The following is a 21,542-nucleotide window of genomic DNA, read 5'->3' as shown; positions in this document are numbered from 1 at the left end:
CAATAAAAACGCCGTAGCCTTTTTGCACACGTCACAGCGTTGCGAAGGGGCAGGTATGCCGAAACTCGGAATGGAACCGATCCGACGGGATGCGATTGTCAAAGCGACAATTGCCGAGTTAGGCGTGAAAAAGTCCCTTGATGTCACAGTCAGCCAGATTGCCAAACGCGCAGGCATGTCCAGCGCGTTGGCGCATCACTACTTTGGCGGCAAGGATCAGATTTTTCTGGCGGCGATGCGCCAAATCCTGTCGGATTTCGGTGCCGAGGCGCGCGCGCAGCTCCGCTCGGCACCACCCAATGAGCGCGCCCAGGCAATTATTCGCGCCTGTTTTGCACCGTCCTGTTTCACGCCGGACGTGATTGCCGCCTGGATGACCTTTTATGTGCTGGCCCAGACAAATGACGACGCGCTGCGTCTGTGGCAAATCTATCAGGCGCGGATCAGGTCAAATCTGGTTGACGCACTGCGCCCCTTGATCAGCGATCCGGACGAGGCAGCCGCGGATATGACCGCCCTGATCGACGGTCTTTATATCCGCGCGGCGCTCAGCGCGCCGGAAGAACCGCAACTTGCCGTCAATCACGCCATGCGTGTGCTCGATACCTTCCTTGAGGCCAAAAAATGACAAAACCGAACATTCTGATCCTGATGGTGGATCAGCTGAACGGAACCCTCTTTCCCGATGGTCCCGCAGACTGGCTGCATGCGCCGAACCTGAAAAAGCTTGCGGCGCGTTCGACGCGGTTTGCCAATGCCTATACTGCCTCGCCGCTGTGCGCTCCGGGGCGGGCAAGCTTCATGTCCGGTCAATTGCCCTCGCGAACGGGGGTCTATGATAACGCCGCTGAGTTCCGCAGCGACATTCCCACCTACGCGCATCATCTGCGTCGCGCGGGGTACTACACCTGCCTGTCCGGCAAGATGCACTTTGTCGGTCCTGACCAGTTGCACGGGTTCGAAGACCGCCTGACCACTGACATCTATCCAGCAGATTTTGGCTGGACGCCCGACTATCGCAAACCGGGAGAACGGATCGACTGGTGGTATCACAACATGGGCTCGGTTACTGGCGCGGGCGTGGCTGAAATCTCCAACCAGATGGAATATGATGACGAGGTAGCCTATCACGCCCAGGCCAAGCTTTATGATCTGGCGCGCGGCAAGGATGACCGCCCGTGGAGCATGACTGTCAGCTTCACCCATCCGCACGATCCCTATGTGGCGCGGCGGAAATACTGGGACCTCTACGAGGATTGCGAGCACCTGATGCCCGAGGTCGCGGATCTGGGTTATGACAATCAAGACCCGCATTCAAAACGGATTTTCGACGCCAATGATTGGCGCAGTTTTGACATTTCTGAGGATGACATCCGCAAGTCGCGGCGCGCGTATTTTGCCAACATCTCGTATCTGGATGACAAGATTGGTGAAATCCTTGGCGTACTGGAAGACACCCGACAAGAGGCCATAATCTTCTTTGTCTCTGACCATGGCGACATGCTGGGTGAGCGGGGGCTGTGGTTCAAAATGACCTTCTTTGAAGGTTCATCCCGCGTGCCTCTAATGATTTCGGCCCCTGACCTGCCGATCGGGTGTATTGAAACACCCGTCTCAACAATCGATGTGACGCCCACGTTGGGAGCGTTGGCAGGTGTCGATATGGCCGAAATTGCGCCGTGGACCGATGGACAAGACCTTGTCCCTCTCGCACAAGGTGTCGAGCGTACCGCTCCGGTTGCGATTGAATACGCCGCAGAGGCGTCTTATGCGCCGCTGGTTTCGCTGCGCTATGGCAAATGGAAATACAACCGTTGCGCGCTGGACCCAGACCAGTTGTTTGATCTGGACGCCGATCCCCATGAGTTGAACAACCTCGCCGACGCTCCAGAGCACGTGGGCACCTTGCAATCTCTACGCGCCAAATCCCAGGCGCGATGGAATCTGGACCAGTTCGATGCGGATGTCCGCGCCAGTCAAGCACGGCGTTGGGTCGTGTATGATGCATTGCGACAGGGCGGCTACTACCCCTGGGACTATCAGCCGCTGCAAAAAGCGTCCGAACGCTACATGCGCAACCACATGGACCTGAACATCGTCGAGGAAAGCCAGCGTTTCCCACGCGGAGAATAACCTCTTCATCTTATTGAAAATACTCCCGCCGGAGGCGTAGAGATTTTTCGACGAAAAATCTTGGCCCGGTGGGGAACGGAGACCAAATATGGAAGCAGATTTCGTCATCGTCGGTGCAGGATCCGCAGGCTGCGCGATGGCTTATCGTCTCAGCGAGTCCGGAGCCTCGGTTCTGGTGATCGAGCATGGCGGCACGGATGCCGGGCCGTTCATCCAGATGCCAGCAGCGCTCAGCTATCCGATGAACATGTCGCGCTATGACTGGGGTTATCAGTCCGAGCCGGAACCATATCTCAACAACCGGCGTCTGGCATGCCCGCGCGGCAAAGTGATCGGAGGGTCATCCTCGATCAACGGAATGGTCTACGTGCGCGGCCACGCGCGTGACTTTGACACCTGGTCCGAGATGGGGGCCGATGGGTGGTCCTATTCGGACGTTCTGCCCTATTTCAAACGCATGGAGAACTGGCACGACGGTGGTCACGGCGGCGATCCGACGTGGCGCGGCACTGATGGGCCACTGCACGTGTCGCGCGGACCGCGCCTGAATCCGTTGTTTCAAGCCTTTGTCGATGCGGGCAAGCAGGCCGGGTACGAGGTCACCGGCGACTACAATGGTGAAAAGCAGGAAGGCTTTGGCCCGATGGAGCAGACCGTCTGGAAAGGGCGACGCTGGTCTGCGGCCAATGCCTACCTGAAGCCCGCGCTTAAGCGCGAAAACTGCGATATTGTGCGCGGCCTGGCGTCCCGGGTCGTGATCGAAGACGGGCGAGCGACCGGCGTTGAACTGATCCGCGGTGGCAAGACCGAAACCATCCGTGCCCGGCGTGACGTTGTTCTGGCGGCCTCGTCCATCAATTCGCCTAAGCTGTTGATGCTGTCGGGCATTGGCCCAGCGTCGCATCTGGCGGAGCATGGGATTGGCGTCGTCGCGGACCGTCCAGGTGTGGGCGCAAACCTGCAAGATCATCTGGAACTCTACATCCAACAGGCGTCGCTGCAGCCAATCACGCTCTATAAGCATTGGAACCTGTTCAGCAAGGGGCTAATCGGGGCGCAGTGGCTATTTACAAAGACCGGCCTCGGGGCCTCCAACCAGTTCGAAAGCGCGGCTTTCATTCGCTCGAAGCCTGGTGTGGAATACCCCGATATTCAGTACCACTTCTTGCCGATGGCTGTGCGCTATGATGGGCAAGCGGCTGCCGAGGGGCATGGGTTTCAGGCACATGTTGGTCCGATGCGTTCGCCCTCGCGCGGAGCTGTGACGTTGCGATCCGGCCGCGCCGAGGACGCACCGGTGATCCGATTCAACTACATGAGCCACGAACAGGATTGGGAAGATTTCCGCACTTGCATCCGGTTGACCCGAGAGATTTTCGGTCAAGCCGCGTTCAAACCCTATGCCGGGAAGGAAATCCAGCCTGGAGCTGCGGTGCAAACTGATGAGGAACTGAATGGTTTCATCGCCGAGCATGCCGAAAGCGCTTATCACCCATGCGGGACGTGTCGGATGGGTCGGCCGGACGACAAGAATGCCGTGGTTGATCCTCAGGGGCGCGTGATCGGAGTGGATGGCTTGCGCGTGGCGGACAGTTCGATCTTTCCGCAGATTACCAATGGAAATCTGAATGCTCCATCGATCATGGTGGGCGAGAAAATCTCGGATCATCTGTTGGGCAAGGACGCTTTACCCAAGGCCAATGACAGGCCATGGGTACATCCGGCTTGGGCAACAGAGCAGCGGTAACAGCGCGCCTGGAAATTTAACCGAAAACAGCGAATTCAGTGCGAAATTTGATCCGCGTCAATGCGGAAATATTGGCGCGGTCCTAATTCTGGTTTGCAACGTAAAATCTAGGAGTTAACCGGATGTCAAATACCCCGCATGAACTGGCCGAAGAGTTTCCAGACAAGGTCGAATTGATGAGCCAGCTCAAGCAAAGTGACGCCCATTTTTTGCGGTTGGCAGATGAATATCATGAGGTCAATCGAACCGTTCACCGGGCCGAAACCAATGTCGCGCCGATGGAAGAATTGGCCGAAGTTGAACTGCGCAAAAAGCGTGCGGTACTAAAGGACGAAATCTGGGCGATCCTTTCCAAGGCGTAAGGCTGGTGCGGGGGCTCTGCCCCCGTCGCGGCGTGCCGCGCCTCCCCCGGGATATTTTAAGCCAGGTGAATTCAGGTGACTTCGTACGGAAGGGTGCCGCGGTTATGGGCATCGACTTTTAGGCGTCGTTCAAGGGGCGGAACCGAGCGTTGGTGGCAGGTCTGTCTTTCGCAGATGCGACAAGAGATGCCAATCGGTTCAAAAGCGCCGGCGTTTGAGATGTCCAGGTTGTCGGCATAAACAAGCGCCTCGGCGTGGCGGACTTCGCATCCCAGCGCAATGGCATATCTGCGGGTTGGCGCGCCAAACGACCCACCTGATTTTGAAACATCGCGGGCCAGTGAAATGTAGCGCACCCCGTCAGGCGTTTCGGCAAGCTGTTGCAGGAAATGCCCGGGTGTTTCAAAGGCGCGGTGGACGTTCCACAAAGGGCAGGCACCGCCAAACCTTGCGAATTGCAGGCGCGTGGCCGAGTGGCGTTTCGTAATTGTGCCCGCTTGATCCACGCGGACGAAGAAGAACGGAACACCTTTGGCGCCGGGTCGTTGCAACGTCGACAAACGGTGTGCGACCTGCTCGATGGACGCGCCGAACCGATTGCTGAGCAACTCCAGGTCGTGCCGATATTCCTTTGCAGCCGCCAGAAATGCCGCATAGGGCATCAGCGACGCGCCGGCGAAGTAATTGGCGAGGCCGATCTTTGCGATGGCGCGGGCTTCGTCACTTTGGAATCTGGCGAAGTCCAGCGTTGCTTCAAGCAGTTTGTCCTGTCCGATCAGCGCGACCTGCAGCAACAATTGGAATACCTGAGTTTGCGGCGTTGTTCGCGATGACAATCGCAGGTTTTTGCCTTCTGCGTCGTATTGGCGAACGGTTTCTGTATCTGCGAAGGCGACGCGAATTCCCCGCTCGGACAAGCTGTTCAATGCGGCTTGCCTGATGCCGCCCGCATCCTGGGCATTTGATGCGAACCGCTCGGCTGCCCGGTCAACTGCGTCAATGTAGTTGTCGCAGTAGTGGAAGAAGTCGCGGACTTCCTCCCAGGGGCTGGCCTGAATTCGGGCGTCTTCGCGTCCAAGGGCCTCGTCCAAGGAGGCGAGCCTTTCGTGGGTTTGTCGATAGGCCCGGTGCAGTTCAATAAAGGCGCGCGCAAGGGCAGGCGCGTTGGAGGCCGTCAGCCGCAAATCTGCCAGCGGCGGCATGGTGTCGACAAATACCGGGTCTGCCAGTGCTTCGCGCATGTCCGAGACCAACCGCTCGCTGTCGCCGGTGCTGAGCTCGGTCACGTCCATGCCGAATTCCTGTGCCAATGCCAGAACAACTGTCGTCGAGATCGGACGGTTATTATTCTCCATTTGATTAAGGTAAGGAAGGGACACGCCCAGCTTAGACGCGAAGTCCTTTTGGGTCAGGGTCAGGCGCGTGCGCATTTCGCGGAGTTTTGCGCCTGCATAGATTTTTTGAGTGGCCATTGGCGTTCTTTGCAGATTTTCAATAATGATGGAATAACTTTGCAAAGCCGAGAGTGCAAGTTGCCTAAAGTCCCAGGTGCCGTTCCCGCCGGATTACGCTGGTGATTGCGACGATGGCCAAAACCGATGTCGCAAGCATGAGCCAAAGCAACGGCATTGCCCCGGTTTCGTGTGTCAAAAGCGCGCCAGCCCAGGCGCTTAGTGCTGCGCCGCCACCCAGCATGATCGCCCCGCTCAACCCCGAAGCCGTGGCTGCAAGGTGCGGGCGAACCGACAGGGATCCCGCGGTTGCGTTGGGGATGGACATGCCGTTGCCAAGACCAACAAATGTCATAAAGCCGAAGAAGCTGAGTGCCGAGCCGAAGCCAGCCAAAAACAGAACTGCGGACAAGGCAACGCCGATTGCGTTCAGCCAGCACCCCCACAGCACCATCCTGTTGACGCCGAAGCGAACGGAAAAGCGCCCGCTTATGAAGTTGCCAAAGAAATAGCCGATTGCTGGTGCTCCGAAATACATTCCGACCTCGGATGCGCTCATCCCGAAAACTTCGGTTCCAATAAAAGGCGCGCCGCCGAGATAGGCGAAAAAGGCGCCGGAAGACAAGCCCGAGGACAGCGAGTACCCCCAAAAGCGGGGCGATGCCAAAAGCTCTGGGTATTCGCGGAACTGCTGCAATAAGGTTTTGCCGCTGGCCGCTGCGGTTTCGCCAAAATCCTTGTAGGTCAGGAAAAGTGCCAAGGCAGCAAGCGCGAAGGGCAGCCAGAAATTGGCTTTCCATCCAAACCCCTCTTGCAGCAGACCGCCAATGGCGGGGCCGATCATCGGAACAACCGCCATGCCCATGGTCACATATCCGATCATCGAGGCCGCCTGATCCTGTTCGAATAAGTCACGAACTGCAGCGCGGCTGAGAACAATGCCAACAACAATGACCGCTTGAAACATTCTGAAGGCCAGAAAGACCTCGACATTGGGCGCGTAGATGCATCCCAGCGTGGCCAGCAGGAACAGCACCAGCCCCCACAGCAGCACAGGTCTGCGCCCAGCTTTGTCCGCCAAAGGCCCGATCAGGATTTGCAGGACCGCATTCACCAGCAGGTAGAGCGCAATCGAAAGCTGCATGATCTTGTAGTCAGTCTCGAAATACGTCGCCATAAAGGGTAAGCTGGGCAGGTACAGATTCATGCTCAGCGCCGAAAGCCCAGACAACAAAACGAGCGTTGTCAGGGTCGGCGGTGTTCGAGGTGTTGAGCGCGATCTGAACTGCATGGTTCACTCTTAGTGCCTGCAAATGGGAAATGCCAACGGTTGAATTGAATTGATGTGTTAATTAGCAAGTTTGCAATTTGTGGGGTCAAGATTTTCCATCCTTTGCAAATTTGCTGATTTGTGCTTTGGCTCCTTTCGCGCTGGCGATATGGTCCGCAAAATTTCATAGGGGAATACCGTCATGAAAGACATCCTTTCCGAACTTGAATCCCGTCGCACCGAAGCGCGTCTGGGTGGAGGCCAAAAACGCATCGACGCGCAGCACGCGCGGGGCAAGCTGACGGCGCGCGAACGTATTGACCTGCTGCTGGATGAAGGCAGCTTTGAAGAGTTCGACATGTTCGTCAGCCACCGCTGCACAGATTTCGGAATGGAAAATCAAAAGCCTGCGGGTGACGGTGTCGTCACCGGCTGGGGAACAGTCAACGGTCGCATGGTCTATGTGTTCAGCCAGGACTTTACGGTATTTGGCGGATCATTGTCGGAAACCCATGCCCAGAAGATTTGCAAGATCATGGATATGGCGATCCAGAATGGCGCGCCAGTGATTGGCATCAACGACTCGGGTGGGGCGCGAATCCAGGAAGGCGTTGCCTCACTGGCTGGATATGCCGAAGTGTTTCAGCGCAATGTCATGGCCTCGGGCGTAGTGCCACAGATCAGTGTCATCATGGGGCCGTGTGCGGGTGGCGCGGTTTACAGCCCAGCGATGACGGACTTTATCTTCATGGTCAAAGACACCTCATACATGTTCGTGACCGGCCCCGACGTGGTCAAGACGGTCACCAACGAGGTCGTGACCGCCGAGGAACTGGGCGGGGCATCGACGCATACCAAGAAATCCTCGGTGGCAGATGGCGCTTTTGAAAACGACGTGGACGCATTGGCCGAAGTACGCCGCCTGGTCGACTTCCTGCCGCTCAACAACCGGGAAAAGCCGCCCGTCCGTCCGTTCTTTGACGACCCGCACCGGGTTGAGGCATCGCTGGATACGTTGATCCCCGACAATCCGAACACGCCCTACGATATGAAGGAACTCATTACAAAAGTTGCAGATGAGGGCGATTTCTACGAGATCCAGGAAGACTATGCCAAAAACATCATCACCGGATTTATCCGGCTTGAAGGGCAGACGGTTGGTGTTGTTGCCAATCAACCGATGGTTCTGGCTGGATGCCTCGACATTGACAGCAGCCGCAAGGCGGCGCGGTTCGTGCGGTTTTGTGATTGTTTCGAAATTCCGATCCTGACTCTGGTCGATGTGCCCGGCTTTTTGCCAGGAACCAGCCAGGAATATGGCGGTGTGATCAAGCATGGGGCCAAGTTGCTGTTTGCCTATGGTGAAGCGACCGTTCCGAAGGTCACTGTGATCACCCGCAAGGCCTATGGCGGGGCCTATGACGTTATGGCCTCGAAACATCTACGCGGTGACTTCAATTATGCTTGGCCGACGGCCGAAATTGCAGTGATGGGGGCCAAGGGTGCAACCGAAATCATTCACCGCGCCGATCTGGGTGATTCTGAAAAAATCGCCCAGCATGCGCAGGATTATGAGGATCGGTTTGCCAACCCCTTCGTCGCCGCCGAGCGTGGCTTTATCGATGAGGTAATCATGCCGCAGTCGACGCGCCGCCGGGTGTCGCGGGCCTTTGCAAGCCTGCGCAACAAGAAACTGAAGAACCCGTGGAAAAAGCACGACAATATTCCACTCTAGACACCACGCTCCGGGTAGGCTGCAAGACCTGACATTTCCAGTAAGAAACAAGCCGGTCGGGCGGCACAAGTTTACCTAGGGGCAAGTTTGACTTTGAGGCCAGAACTGATAGATGGTTTTTCCCATCAGACATAGTATAGCGCGGGCCAAAAGCCATGCGCGCGCGACCCCGGAGAGAGGAGCCTGCTTCTGGCGGGTCTGGGGTCGCGCCTTTGTTCTGATCGGATGGTCCGTTCCCGCTTTGGCCGAAACCGAAACCCTGCTGCCGGTCCCGTCCGGCCAGCCGGTTCACCTGAGCGACGTTCTACTGGACAACAACCCTGGCGAATTATGGCTGCGCTTTCGGTTCATCGCGCCAAGGATCGGATCAACATTGGGGCGTATAACATACGATATCGCCGCTGCTGACATGGAGCACCTATGTCAGACGCTTGCTCTGGCTTATGTGGCGAAATACGAACTCGACCCGGCGCGGGTCGTCATTTCATTTTCGGATCGACCAACCGAATTCGGGCATTCTTCGCCCGATGCGACGCAGTTTTTTGAGGCGTATCGGTTGGATCAGTCCCGCTGCATCTGGGAGGGTCTTTGATCGTGGCGCTCGATACATCCGTCGCGAGACCGTCAGCGGGATTGCGCAGTTTCTGCTCAGTAGACGAGGTTTTGCCATGTTGAAACATCGCGGCTTTCCCGGACGTCTGCCGGGTACGGATTTTCAGTTCACGATCCGCCGGGCCAATCCCAAGGGAATTACGCCTTTGACGCGGCGCGAGCGGTTTCGGGATCGCAAACCCGCCGACCGTCGCGCCGATGCAGCCTTTATGGAGGCGCTGTGGCAGCATTTTGCGGATCAGCCGTTTGAGCGGGGCAACCTGGACGCTGGTCGTCTGAGTTGGCTGTTCGAGCGCGAGGTCATCCCTGCCGAAGATCCATTTGATCCGGCCAGCTATGACGCGCTGCTTGTGATCGACGTTGATACGGCGCGTTTGTCCTTCCCGGACTTATTTGACGGCGTGCGCTGACCGTGGCATGGGCGGCCGCATATCCGCTACTTGTTGCCGTTGATCGGGCAACCCCGCCCGATCTCGGGCAGGGTGTGGGTGGTGCGTCAGAAATTCAACTGCGCGGCCAATTGAACCCGGCTGGCGTCAAACCTGTCACCGGTGCCCGCGTCGTTCCGCTCGCCATAGATGTACTCGGCGCTCAGCGTCAGACTGTCTGTCGCCTGATAGAACGCGTTGACATGGATGGTCTCCAGTTCCGTAAAATTCAGCGCGCCGCTTCCGTCGCTAAAGCTGTTGGTCGGCAGGTCATAGTCTTCGTAGCCATAAGCGATACCCACGTTCCATTTGGGGTTCAGTTGCTGGCGGAGTTCGACAGTGAATCCGTCAACGTCGTTGGCTTCGCCGTTCACAACGGCATCGCCCAGACCAATCAGCCAGGGGCCAAGCGCTTCACCGGTTACGTAGTTGACCTGAAACAGGCCGCCCTCCCACAGGCGCGCGCCGGCAGACAGGGTCAGACCGGTTTGGTCAACCTCGTCACCGCCACCCTCGGCTTTGCCATAAAGCAGGGCACCTCGGGCGATGTACTTTCCGTCGTTGTATTCAGCCGATGCGGTCAAGACCGGGTCTTCCGAGTTGGAGCCGCTGACATTTTCTTCGATCGACAACGCAAACTCGGCATTGCTGGAGAAAGCGTTCGTGTACCGGACTTGTGGCACACGGGCAAAGGCGACACCGACCGGGCCGTTGAATTCCACCGAGGTCGGGTAGGTATCCAGAGGCTGGAAGTTGGTCCAGAACTGACCGATCAGCCATTGTTCACCAATCCGGATGTTGGCGTGGCGCAGACGAAACTCGGCATTTCCGTCCGAGGCGAACAAATCAACTTCCAACTGCCCACGGATATCGCCGATTCCGCTGGGCGTGGTTGTGTTCAGTCCCAGCCGGGATTGCCGGACCGTCGCGCCAAATGTTCCCGAGGTCGCCTCGGACGGTTCGCCGACAACGTTGACGAAGGCGGTGTCGCCTTGATCGAAATCGAAGTCGTAAAAGAAATCGGCTTTGACGTAGCCGTAAACATCCAGCGTGGTGTTTCCGATTTTCAGATCACCGGTTCCAGAGCCGGGGGTGGCAGCCTCCAGCGCTTCAACGCGGGCGCGCAGGGCATCAAGTCCGGATTGGGTTTGGGCATCTTGCGCCTGGGCTGGGACGCCCAACCCACAAAGGGCGCCGGCGGCCAGCAGACCGGCGTTTTTTCTACTGAATTTCATATGGATGCTTCCTTGTGTGCGAGTGTGCGCATTCACCGTTCCACGCCCACAGGTGCGACGGAAATCACTAAATCCGGAGAAAAAGATGCGAATTTCTCAAGGAATTGTTCCGGAGTTTCACGGCGCGTTCACAGCTTGCTGACATCAGGTACCAACACCCTGCCGCAGAGTGAAATTTCGGCCTTCGCAGTTGCGGCATGCCGTGATGCTGCGGTGCGCGAAGGTCGTGCGGCCAGACCGAAATGTAACAGCAGTGTGACGCCCCGACCGGATTTCGTTACCGATTTCGCTGCCAAGCCCATAGGCGCAAATCTGCGCCCGAATTCTGTGGATGAGCGGGAATCAGCCGGAAATGTAATTGGAAACAATGCAGAGTTGGCCGCTGGGATTGTGCGGGTCAGACTGATTGGGCCGTGCGGCTCTACTTTGCCTGCGTCGCACATGCACCTACTATTCCGTACCCCTTCCTTGCGCGGGCAGGCTTGTGTTCCCCACAAAGTCCTGTCCGCGTTTTTCTGTTCCGCAAGTGTCACCAAAAAGCGGCAAGAACCTGCGCAAAACGCCGAAGCGGCGCGGTTGTTATTGCATAACAGCGCGTATTCTCGGCAATTCGCCCCAAAGACGTCAAAAAACCTGAAGGGGCAGAAGACATGCAGATTCAACGACTATTCCTTGTTATTGCCGCCTGCGCGGGCCTGTCGGCCTGCGGCAACTCGACCGGTGAACAGGCGGTTCTGGGCGGCGGTGCAGGTGCGATCGGGGCGGCAGTCCTCAGCGCGGACCCGCTGTTCGGTGCAGCTGTCGGCGCGGCAGGCAACGTGCTGTATTGCAAGACACAGAACAACTGTAACTAACGCAGAAATAACCGGGGCAAACTCTGCCCCGATCGTCATCGCGTACAACGCCGTCGTGGGGTCATTTCCCCGCGGCGGCGTTTTGCGTTTTCCGAACACCAAGACAAAGGACGTCCCATGTTCAATAAGATCCTGATTGCCAACCGGGGTGAGATCGCCTGCCGGGTCATCAAAACTGCTCGAAAGATGGGCATCGGCACGGTGGCCATTTATTCGGACGCGGACCGCAACGCTCTGCATGTATCGATGGCGGATGAGGCGGTTCATATCGGCCCACCACCCGCGAACCAGTCTTACATCGTGATCGACAAGGTCATGGACGCGATCCGTCAAAGTGGCGCGCAGGCGGTGCATCCCGGATATGGGTTCCTGTCGGAAAACGCCAAATTCGCCGAGGCGCTTGAGGCCGAAGGCGTGGCCTTTGTCGGACCCCCTGTCGGTGCGATCGAAAGCATGGGCGACAAGATCACTTCGAAGAAAATCGCGCAGGAAGCGGGCGTATCGACCGTGCCCGGCTACATGGGTCTGATCGAAGACGCTGATGAGGCTGTGAAGATCTCGAACGAGATCGGTTACCCGGTCATGATTAAGGCCAGCGCCGGGGGTGGCGGTAAGGGCATGCGGATCGCATGGAACGACGACGAGGCGCGCGAGGGCTTTCAGTCGTCCAAGAATGAGGCCGCTAATTCCTTTGGGGATGACCGGATTTTTATCGAGAAATTCGTGACCCAGCCGCGCCATATCGAAATTCAGGTTCTGTGTGACAGCCACGGCAATGGCATCTATCTGGGCGAACGCGAATGCTCGATCCAGCGTCGGAACCAGAAGGTGGTGGAAGAAGCACCGTCGCCGTTCCTGGACCCCGAGACCCGCAAAGCCATGGGTGAACAGGCGGTCGCGCTGGCGAAGGCCGTGAATTATGCCAGTGCCGGGACCGTCGAGTTCATCGTGGATGGGGAAAAGAACTTCTACTTCCTTGAAATGAACACCCGCCTGCAGGTGGAACATCCTGTGACTGAGTTGATCACCGGTGTCGATCTGGTCGAACAGATGATCCGCGTGGCGGCAGGCGAGAAGTTGTCCATTACGCAGGACGATGTGACCCTGACCGGCTGGGCGATCGAAAACCGTCTGTATGCCGAGGACCCTTATCGCAACTTCCTGCCTTCGATTGGTCGTCTGACCCGTTATCGCCCTCCGATGGAAACGGCGGCTGGTCCGATGCTGGTCAATGGCAAATGGCAGGGTGATGCGCCCGAAGGCGAGGCCGCGGTGCGCAACGACACCGGCGTCTATGAGGGCGGCGAGATCAGCATGTATTACGACCCGATGATCGCCAAGCTGTGTACGTGGGCTCCGACCCGCGAAGCCGCGATTGAGGCGATGCGCGTGGCGCTGGACAGTTTCGAGGTTGAGGGGATTGGCCACAACTTGCCGTTCTTGTCGGCGGTGATGGACCATCCGAAATTCGTCAGCGGTGACATGACCACGGCCTTTATCGCCGAGGAATATCCGGACGGGTTCGACGGCGTGGAACTGCCTGAAACCGATCTGCGTCGCATTGCGGCCTCATGTGCTGCCATGTACCGGGTTGCCGAAATCCGCCGGACCCGCGTGTCGGGCCGCATGGACAACCACGAACGGAAGGTTGGGGCGCACTGGAATGTCGCCCTGCAAGGCCACGAGTTCGACGTCAAGATTGAAGCCGACAAAGAAGGTGCGACGGTTAGGTTCGAGGATGGTGAAACCGTGCGTGTGGCCTCGGACTGGACCCCTGGCGACCAACTGGCGGTTCTGGACGTTGACGGTGGCCCGCTGGTTCTGAAGGTCGACAAAATCTCGGGCGGGTTCCGCATTCGCAATCGTGGCGCGGATATGAAGGTGCATGTGCGCCGCCCGCGTCAGGCGGAACTGGCGCGCCTGATGCCTGAAAAACTGCCGCCCGATACGTCGAAAATGCTGCTCTGCCCCATGCCGGGCCTGATCGTGAAGGTCGATGTCGAAGTAGGGCAGGAGGTACAGGAAGGTCAGGCGCTGTGCACTGTCGAGGCGATGAAGATGGAGAACATCTTGCGCGCTGAGAAAAAGGGCATTGTGTCCAAGATCAACGCCGGTCCCGGTGACAGCTTGGCCGTCGATGACGTGATCATGGAGTTTGAATAGCCCATGCAGCAACGGGTGGCGGTTTTGTTGGCCTGGGTGGGCGGAGCGGCGGCAGCGTTTTTAGCGCTGTCCGTTCTTGCGCTTGGCATGCCCATGGACCAGGGGCCATCCGTTGCATTGCTGATCGTTGTACTCTGCGCCGGGGGATGGCTTTATTTGCATCACGCCGGAGATGATACGCAGGTTACGCACACGGTCATCTTCAAGTTTCTTTTTTCCATTGCGCTGCCGGTTCTCGTGGTTCTTGGCGCGCCGCTTCTGGTGTTGTCGCAGTTCTACGACATCGAAATCAGGCTGTGGCAGGCGATAATTGCCGGGCTGGTGATCGCAACCGGTTGGTTGACCACTGCGGTTTTTGCTGAACTGGAGCGCAAGCGGGCCAAAGCCGAGAAACTGCGGGACTACCACAAGGCGCTTTACGCTGAAATCGGGTACACGCTGCAGACCCTTTGGGATGACGGCGAAGCCGAAGCCGAGGCCGCGCGCATCGTAGACCAAATGCAGGCCAGCAGGAAGTTCATTCCCTTTATCCCGCGTGAGCATCACGATTTTCTATACGATTCCATGGTCGGAGAGATCGAGGTTCTGCCCCGCGTTACCATTGATGCGATCGTTGCCTATTATAGCCAGATCAAATCGATGACGGCATTGGCCGAAGACATGCGCGGAGAGGCCTTTCGCAGCCCTGATATGAAACAGGATCGTCGAATTCTGATGTATCAGGACTATTTCGAGATGCGAAAAAACGCGTTTGCCATGGGGCAACACGCGTTGGGATTAATTAAGGAATATGCGGAAAGCGGCCCAACTGCCGCTCAGGCGCTGGCTGAGCGGATCAATAGCCAGGCCGCGGCCCGGTCCGACCTGTCACAGGGATCGGAGTAAACGGAATGTTAGGATCTTTTTCCATTCGGTTTTCCTTTCCTTGGTTGCTTACAAGGCCATATGCCTTGTCTGCCTTAAATATAGGTGAATGCACAGCATTTCACAAGAGGTCTGTGCCTCAGCCGCCGCCGCGCCGCTCGCGAATTTCACGTTCGCGCAGGGGGGTTTTGTCAATGGATCGGCCAATCTCGCGCACGCTCCACGGGCTGGGTTTGCGCAGCTTCACGACACCGTCCTTATCGACGAACACCATCTGGAACCCGCGCGGGCGTAATTGCGACCGGATCGGGGATCGTGCTGCCGGGTCCGTGTCGGTCAACACGACCACATCCCGGTCCCGCATCGCATCTTCGCCCTCCAGCAGCATATCGATCTGCTGCTGGAAACGCGGGTCGGCGGGCGTGTCTGCAAACACCACAATGGGGCGGCTGACCCAGAGAAACTCGCTCAGATCGCTGTCACCTGCCGGGCGGACAAACGCATCCTCCGCCGGAGCCGCACCATCGGCGGCCATTGCGGCTATGGGCATAAGTGCAGAGAAAACAAGGCCAATTAAGCGTGTCATGGGGTCTCCTGTCCCGTTGAATATAGCCCCTGTCTCGGCGAATGCGACCTGCGAATCGCAGGCTGGCATCAAAATTATGCGCGTTTGCCGAGCCACAGGGTCGCGCGCAGGTCGGGAATGCGCTTTGCGGCGGTCTCAACGACGCGGAATCCAAGCCGGCGAGGTGTGCGCATGGAGGTGATCTTGCATTGCGGCGCGCATCGCTGCGCGACCACCAGTTTTCAGACCTACCTGGGCGCAAATGCGGACGCACTGGAACAGCTGGGGATGGTGTACTGGAGCCCCGAGAGGACACGTACACTCAGGCTGAACAGTCTCGACAAGATGACGCCGCAGGTGCAGTCCGCTTTGCAGCGGGAATTGGATAATTGCGCACGAACCGGCGCGCGACACCTCGTGATCAGCCAAGAGAATTTTGTGGGCTCTATGCAGCGTAACCTGGCCTTCGCGACCCTTTATCCCGGTGTCGCAGAACGCGGTGGCATTCTGGCGCGCGCGTTCGGTGGCAGGGTCACCAGACTTGCGCTCAACATCCGGGCGCAGGACGCCTACTGGACCTCTGTGGCGGCCTATCTGTTCCGGAAGGGCAGCGATCCGGTTCAGACCGCGCGTTTGGCTCGTATCGCGAACAGCAACCGCAGTTGGCGCGATGTCATCACCGAACTGGGCGGCGCCTTTCCGGATGTTCCCTTTCTCGTCCTGCCGTTTGAAGAATTTGCCGGACACCAGCGCGCGCAGCTGGAGGCGCTGACCGGGTGCCATGCGCCAGAACACAAGGATGGCACAGCGATGAACGGCGCGCCGGACCCAGCGCCCCACGGGCTGAACGCCTCACAGGCGATGAAGCTTTGGGGCGATTATGCCGACGATCTGGCCTGGCTAGCTGCCGGGGCCGATGGTTTGGCGCAACTGATTTGCAACCCGAATACTGATGATCGCGGGTTCGCACCCGCCGAACTGCGAATGGAACAAAGGAAACCGATATGACCGACACAAAGGATTGGCGCGCGCTGGCCGAGAAAGAGCTGCGCGGACGCCCGTTGGACGATCTGACCAAGGAAACGCTGGAAGGCATCGACGTCAAACCGCTGTATACACAAGAAGACACCGCTGAGTTGCCGCATATGGGCTCTCTGCCCGGCTTCGGGCCGTTTACGCGCGGGGTCAAGGCGACGATGTATGCGGGGCGTCCGTGGACGATCCGTCAATATGCAGGGTTTTCGACGGCTGAGGAATCCAACGCTTTCTACCGCCGCAATCTGGCTGCGGGTCAGCAGGGTGTCTCTGTGGCCTTCGATCTGGCCACGCACCGGGGCTATGACAGTGACCATCCGCGCGTCGTGGGTGATGTTGGTAAGGCCGGTGTGGCCATCGACTCGGTCGAGGACATGAAGATCCTGTTCGACGGGATCCCGCTGGACAAGGTCTCGGTCTCGATGACGATGAACGGCGCGGTGATCCCGATTCTGGCGAGTTTCATCGTGGCAGGGGAAGAGCAGGGGCACGACAAATCGGTCCTGTCCGGCACCATTCAGAACGACATTCTGAAAGAATTCATGGTGCGCAACACCTATATCTATCCGCCTGAACCGTCGATGAAGATCATCTCGGACATCATCGACTATACGTCGAACGAGATGCCCAAATTCAACTCGATCTCGATCTCGGGCTATCACATGCAAGAGGCTGGCGCGAACCTGGTGCAGGAGCTGGCCTATACACTGGCGGACGGTCGCGAATACGTGCGCGCTGCGACACAGGCCGGGATGGACGTGGACAAATTTGCGGGGCGTTTGTCTTTCTTCTTTGCGATTGGCATGAACTTCTTCATGGAGATCGCCAAACTGCGCGCAGCCCGCACCCTGTGGCACCGCGTGATGACGGACTTCGGCGCGAAATCCGAGCGGTCGAAAATGCTGCGCACCCATTGTCAGACGTCCGGCGTGTCACTGCAGGAACAGGACCCCTATAACAACGTCATCCGCACCGCCTATGAGGCGATGAGCGCGGTTCTGGGCGGCACGCAGTCGCTGCACACCAACGCTTTGGATGAGGCGATTGCCCTGCCGACCGATTTCTCTGCCCGCATAGCCCGCAACACGCAGTTGGTGCTGCAGGAAGAGACCGGCGTGACCGATGTGGTCGATCCATTGGCGGGGTCCTACTATGTCGAAAGCCTGACCAATGAACTGGTCGAAAAAGCCTGGGCCCTGATGGAAGAGGTCGAGGACATGGGTGGTATGACAAAGGCCGTCGCCTCGGGGATGCCCAAGCTGCGGATCGAGGAAAGCGCCGCGCGTCGTCAGGCGATGATCGACAAGGGCGATGAGGTGATCGTCGGCGTCAACAAGTACCGCAAGGAACAGGAAGATCCGATCGATATTCTGGACGTCGACAACGTGGCTGTGCGCGAGGCGCAAGTTGCGCGGCTGGAACGTATCCGCGCAACCCGCAACGACGACGCCTGCCAGCAGGCTTTGGACAATCTGACAAATACAGCCCGTGAGGGAGGAAACCTGCTGGCCGCCGCCGTCGAGGCCGCCCGCGCTCGTGCATCCGTAGGAGAGATCAGCATGGCAATGGAAAAAGAATTCGGTCGTCACCGCGCCGAGGTGAAGACATTGGCTGGTGTCTATGGCGCGGCCTACGAAGGGGACGAAGGCTTTGCCGCGATCCAGAAATCCATCGAGGATTTCGCCGAAACTGAAGGCCGCCGTCCGCGTTTGCTGGTCGTCAAGATGGGGCAGGACGGGCATGACCGGGGGGCCAAGGTGATCGCGACGGCCTTTGCCGATATCGGGTTTGATGTGGATGTGGGTCCGCTGTTCCAGACACCTGCTGAGGCAGCTCAGGATGCGGTGGATAATGACGTGCATGTGGTCGGGATTTCTTCGCAAGCGGCCGGACACAAGACGTTGGCCCCGCAGTTGGTTGAAGAACTGAAGAAGGCCGGGGCAGAAGACATCATCGTCATCTGCGGCGGCGTAATTCCGCAACAGGATTATCAATTCCTTTACGATCATGGGGTGAAGGCGATCTTTGGGCCCGGAACGAATATTCCCGAGGCGGCACAAGATATTCTGGGTCTGATCGGCGAAGCGCGGGCGTAAAGCTGGGCAGGGGGCCGTCTGCCCCCTCTTTGCCGTCGGCAAATTCACCCCCGAGGATATTTTGGGCCAGGTGAAGAGTGGGGCGCGGCTTTGGCTTGCGCCCTTCTGCGTTGAATGTAGGCTGGCGCGGGATGGAGGGAGGACGCGATGGAACTGGATCATATTGCGGTGGCAGGGGCGACTCTGGAAGAGGCGGCGGCGCATGTGGAAGAGGCGCTAGGTGTTAGCCTTCAGAACGGCGGCAAACACGAAAAGTTTGGTACGCACAACCGGTTGCTGGGTCTGAGGGATGGCTTGTATTTGGAAGCGATTGCAATTGATCCCGGTGCGCCGAACCCGGAGCGGACGCGGTGGTTCGATCTGGATCGCTTCGAGGGGACGCCGCGCCTGACGAACTGGATCTGCCGGGTCCCGGATATCGAAGCGTCGCTGTCGGTATTTCCAGATGGTGTCGGCCATCCCATAGATCTGACCCGAGGCGCGTTGCGTTGGCGGATGGCGGTGCCGCCAAATGGGCGTTTGCCTTTCGACAATCTGTTCCCGGCGTTGATTGAGTGGCAGGGTGATTTGCACCCGGCGCAGATGTTGCAGGACAGCGGATTTCGTCTGAGCCGTTTGGTTGTGTATCACCCCGATGCCGTAGAGTTGGCCACCTTGTTGGGTGCGTTGGAGCATGTGGTATTCGACACCGGCCCTGTGGCTTTGAGGGCTGAGTTTGAAACGCCCCATGGACCACGTGTGTTGGAATGATCATCCGGCAGGCCCGGGCCGACGATGCGGTGTTCGTTGCGGACATAGTCAACGCGATAATTCGGGAAAGTCTGGTGACATTCACCACAGAGGAACGCGCGCTGGCCGCAATTGCAGCGGATATCGACGCGCGCGGTCCCCGGTTTCTGGTGGCCGAGAGTTCGGGGCGTGTTGTTGGATTTGCCACCTATACAGCGTTTCGCGCCGGACCGGGCTATGCGCAGACCCGAGAACACTCGATCAACCTTACGCCAGACGCGCGCGGGCAGGGTGCTGGCAGGGCATTGATGACGGAGTTGGAAAAAGCGGCGCGGCGGGATGGGGTGCATGTTCTTGTGGCGGGGATTTCATCCGCCAACCCAGGGGCAATCGCCTTTCACAAGGCTCTTGGCTTTACTCAGGTCGGTCGGATGCCCCAGGTTGGCCGCAAATGGGGCAAATGGCTGGATCTTGTGCTGATGCAGAAAATTCTTGCCGCCGACCAACCGGTTGCACCTGACAGGCGCAATTTAGGGCGTTAGGGTGCGCACATGTCGATCTGGACCCGTATCTCTGATGCGCTGAGCGCGCTGGCCCAAGGCGAAAGCCTGGCGGCTGTCTTTGAGAAATTGCGCTCGCCGCCGGAACGCTCGGTCGCGTTTGCGATCGCCGTTATTGCCTTGGGCGCCAAGATGGCCAAGGCTGACGGCCAGGTGACCCGGGACGAAGTGACCGCATTCCGCGACGTGTTCCAAATAGCGCGCGAAGACGAGGCTGGCGCGGCGCGCGTCTTTGACATGGCGCGCACGGACGTGGCTGGGTATCAGGACTATGCCCGTAAGATCGCGCATATGTTTGCCGACGACAGCACGACGCTCTGCGATCTGATGGAAGGCTTGTTTCATATCGCGATGGCCGACGGGTTTTACCACCCGAATGAAAACCAGTTTCTGGAAGATGTCAGCCGAATATTCGGCCAGACCGATGCGCAGTTTCTGGCCTTGCGCGCGCGATTTGTTCCCGACGCGCCGAAGGACCCTTATACCGTGCTCGGCGTGCCCCGCGATATGCCGATGCCGGACATTCGAAAGGTCTGGCGACAATTGGTTCGTGATACACACCCCGATGCGATGATGGCGCGTGGAGTCCCGGAAGAGGCGATCCGCCTGGCTGAAAAGAAAATGATCGACATCAATCGCGCCTGGGATGAAATCAAGGGCGCGCGGGCGTAAGACCGATGCGGTTGGCGACGTATAACGTAGAATGGTTCGCCAACCTGTTTGATCGTCAGGACAATTTGATCGCCGATGACAGTTGGTCGGGTCGGCACGATGTCACCAAGATTCAACAGCTTGAGGCGATTGCCAAGGTCCTGACCGCCATGGATGCAGACGCGGTGTTGATCGTCGAGGCACCAAACTCGGGCAAAACCCAGAACACGGTCCGGGCCTTGCAGTCGTTTGCTGAGGCATTTGAGCTCAGGACATCTCATGCCGTGATGGGATTTGCCAATGACACGCATCAGGAGCTGGCGCTGCTTTTCGACCCTGACCAATTGAAAGCGCGTCACGACCCTGTAGGTGAGGCTGATGGCAACAGTCGCGCACCGCGTTTTGATGCGGAGTTCCGGATTGATCTGGACGTGGATGCGACGCAAGACCGTGTTCGATTTTCCAAACCGCCGATGGAGCTGGCTGTTGAGACCGCGTCCGGCTCGGCTTTTCGCCTGATCGGCGCGCATCTGAAATCCAAGGCGCCACATGGGGCCGAAACACGGGATGAGGCTGTTCGAATTTCGATCGCGAACCGACGTAAACAACTGGCCCAGGCGATTTGGCTGGCCAGACGGGTCGAGGCGCATGTCGCCGCGCAAGAACCTGTCATTCTGCTGGGCGATCTGAATGATGGTCCGGGACTGGATGAATTTGAACATTTGTTCGGGCGGTCATCGGTTGAAATTCTCTTGCAGGCCGGGCTTTACGATCCCCATGCGGCTCGGGCGCTTGGGCCTCGCCCTTCGTCGGTGCCTGCGACGGCTCGATTTGCGAGGCCCAAGGAGGGCCGCTATCTTGAGGCGCTTCTGGATTACGTCATGATCACCGAGGATCTGCGTGATCGACGGCCCAACTGGCGCATATGGCACCCGTTTCGCGACTCGGCTTGCTGGGGCAATCCCGAGTTGCGTGACGCGTTGTTGACCGCCTCGGATCATTTCCCGGTGACGCTGGATATCGAGCTGTGATCTTTCAACCAACGTTTGCGC

The 21,542-nt window shown here is 58.3% G+C and carries 20 protein-coding genes; 16 read left to right on the top strand and 4 right to left on the bottom strand.

Translation table 11 applies throughout. The features are described 5' to 3' along the window. Positions 1–55: 55 nt before the first annotated feature. The 4 genes from betI to ACR0CR_RS04935 all read left to right on the top strand — a co-directional run bounded on the left by betI (position 56) and on the right by ACR0CR_RS04935 (position 4,242). Positions 56–628, top strand: a complete 573-nt coding sequence (betI, locus tag ACR0CR_RS04950; protein ID WP_480597281.1) for a choline-binding transcriptional repressor BetI — start codon at positions 56–58, stop codon at positions 626–628. Then, positions 625–2,133 (top strand): choline-sulfatase, encoded by a 1,509-nt coding sequence (gene betC, locus ACR0CR_RS04945; protein WP_480597280.1) that lies wholly within the window; start codon positions 625–627, stop codon positions 2,131–2,133. Before betI ends, betC begins: the two co-directional genes overlap by 4 nt. An 88-nt stretch (positions 2,134–2,221) precedes the next feature. Then, on the top strand, positions 2,222–3,880 hold the full coding sequence (gene betA / locus ACR0CR_RS04940; protein WP_480597278.1) for a choline dehydrogenase: 1,659 nt from the start codon (positions 2,222–2,224) through the stop codon (positions 3,878–3,880). A gap of 122 nt (positions 3,881–4,002) precedes the next feature. After that, entirely contained in the window at positions 4,003–4,242 is a 240-nt protein-coding gene (locus ACR0CR_RS04935) for an HP1242/YdcH family protein (protein WP_480597277.1), read from the top strand. A 71-nt stretch (positions 4,243–4,313) separates the two neighbouring features. Here the strand turns inward: ACR0CR_RS04935 and ACR0CR_RS04930 are convergent, their stop codons facing one another. Both ACR0CR_RS04930 and ACR0CR_RS04925 read right to left on the bottom strand, forming a co-directional pair. Continuing rightward, on the bottom strand, positions 4,314–5,714 hold the full coding sequence (locus ACR0CR_RS04930; protein ID WP_480597275.1) for a helix-turn-helix domain-containing protein: 1,401 nt from the start codon (positions 5,712–5,714) through the stop codon (positions 4,314–4,316). Between the two features lie 64 nt (positions 5,715–5,778). Then, positions 5,779–6,984, bottom strand: coding sequence for a multidrug effflux MFS transporter (locus ACR0CR_RS04925; RefSeq protein ID WP_480597274.1), 1,206 nt, complete (start codon positions 6,982–6,984; stop codon positions 5,779–5,781). A 181-nt stretch (positions 6,985–7,165) separates the two neighbouring features. Here ACR0CR_RS04925 and ACR0CR_RS04920 point away from each other — a divergent pair, with 181 nt between their 5' ends. From ACR0CR_RS04920 to ACR0CR_RS04910, 3 genes are all read left to right on the top strand, one after another. After that, positions 7,166–8,698: an acyl-CoA carboxylase subunit beta gene (locus ACR0CR_RS04920; protein ID WP_480597273.1), complete on the top strand. Its 1,533-nt coding sequence runs from the start codon at positions 7,166–7,168 to the stop codon at positions 8,696–8,698. A 112-nt stretch (positions 8,699–8,810) separates the two neighbouring features. Then, complete coding sequence (locus ACR0CR_RS04915) at positions 8,811–9,290, top strand: DUF6497 family protein (protein ID WP_480597272.1); 480 nt, start codon at positions 8,811–8,813, stop codon at positions 9,288–9,290. A 76-nt stretch (positions 9,291–9,366) separates the two neighbouring features. Beyond that, positions 9,367–9,720 carry a hypothetical protein gene (locus tag ACR0CR_RS04910; protein WP_480597270.1) on the top strand — a complete coding sequence of 118 codons (354 nt, stop codon included), beginning with the start codon at positions 9,367–9,369 and terminating at the stop codon, positions 9,718–9,720. A gap of 86 nt (positions 9,721–9,806) precedes the next feature. Here ACR0CR_RS04910 and ACR0CR_RS04905 read toward each other — a convergent pair whose 3' ends face one another. Beyond that, a complete protein-coding gene (locus ACR0CR_RS04905; RefSeq protein ID WP_480597269.1) occupies positions 9,807–10,973 on the bottom strand; it encodes a DcaP family trimeric outer membrane transporter in 1,167 nt (388 codons plus the stop codon). A 650-nt stretch (positions 10,974–11,623) separates the two neighbouring features. Between ACR0CR_RS04905 and ACR0CR_RS04900 the strand changes: the two genes are divergently transcribed. The 3 genes from ACR0CR_RS04900 to ACR0CR_RS04890 all read left to right on the top strand — a co-directional run bounded on the left by ACR0CR_RS04900 (position 11,624) and on the right by ACR0CR_RS04890 (position 14,875). After that, positions 11,624–11,827: a hypothetical protein gene (locus ACR0CR_RS04900; RefSeq protein ID WP_480597267.1), complete on the top strand. Its 204-nt coding sequence runs from the start codon at positions 11,624–11,626 to the stop codon at positions 11,825–11,827. A gap of 117 nt (positions 11,828–11,944) precedes the next feature. Beyond that, complete coding sequence (locus ACR0CR_RS04895) at positions 11,945–13,990, top strand: acetyl-CoA carboxylase biotin carboxylase subunit (RefSeq protein ID WP_480597266.1); 2,046 nt, start codon at positions 11,945–11,947, stop codon at positions 13,988–13,990. Between the two features lie 3 nt (positions 13,991–13,993). Beyond that, a complete protein-coding gene (locus tag ACR0CR_RS04890) occupies positions 13,994–14,875 on the top strand; it encodes a hypothetical protein (RefSeq protein ID WP_480597264.1) in 882 nt (293 codons plus the stop codon). Between the two features lie 118 nt (positions 14,876–14,993). Here the strand turns inward: ACR0CR_RS04890 and ACR0CR_RS04885 are convergent, their stop codons facing one another. After that, on the bottom strand, positions 14,994–15,440 hold the full coding sequence (locus ACR0CR_RS04885; RefSeq protein WP_480597262.1) for a DUF4174 domain-containing protein: 447 nt from the start codon (positions 15,438–15,440) through the stop codon (positions 14,994–14,996). 171 nt (positions 15,441–15,611) lie between these two features. On the opposite strand from ACR0CR_RS04885, the gene ACR0CR_RS04880 reads away from it, so the two are divergent. From ACR0CR_RS04880 to ACR0CR_RS04855, 6 genes are all read left to right on the top strand, one after another. Further along, complete coding sequence (locus ACR0CR_RS04880) at positions 15,612–16,427, top strand: hypothetical protein (protein WP_480597260.1); 816 nt, start codon at positions 15,612–15,614, stop codon at positions 16,425–16,427. Next, entirely contained in the window at positions 16,424–18,550 is a 2,127-nt protein-coding gene (gene scpA, locus ACR0CR_RS04875; protein WP_480597258.1) for a methylmalonyl-CoA mutase, read from the top strand. The genes ACR0CR_RS04880 and scpA overlap by 4 nt, the downstream gene beginning before the upstream one ends. A gap of 147 nt (positions 18,551–18,697) precedes the next feature. Then, complete coding sequence (locus ACR0CR_RS04870; RefSeq protein ID WP_480597255.1) at positions 18,698–19,300, top strand: VOC family protein; 603 nt, start codon at positions 18,698–18,700, stop codon at positions 19,298–19,300. Continuing rightward, positions 19,297–19,821 (top strand): N-acetyltransferase family protein, encoded by a 525-nt coding sequence (locus ACR0CR_RS04865; RefSeq protein WP_480597253.1) that lies wholly within the window; start codon positions 19,297–19,299, stop codon positions 19,819–19,821. The genes ACR0CR_RS04870 and ACR0CR_RS04865 overlap by 4 nt, the downstream gene beginning before the upstream one ends. 9 nt (positions 19,822–19,830) lie before the next feature. Beyond that, positions 19,831–20,511, top strand: a complete 681-nt coding sequence (locus ACR0CR_RS04860; protein ID WP_480597251.1) for a TerB family tellurite resistance protein — start codon at positions 19,831–19,833, stop codon at positions 20,509–20,511. A gap of 5 nt (positions 20,512–20,516) precedes the next feature. After that, a complete protein-coding gene (locus ACR0CR_RS04855; RefSeq protein ID WP_480597249.1) occupies positions 20,517–21,521 on the top strand; it encodes an endonuclease/exonuclease/phosphatase family protein in 1,005 nt (334 codons plus the stop codon). Positions 21,522–21,542 lie beyond the last annotated feature (21 nt).

It is taken from the genome of Ruegeria sp. AM2, from assembly GCF_056540685.1.
This window is presented reverse-complemented; position numbering and strand designations above follow the sequence as displayed.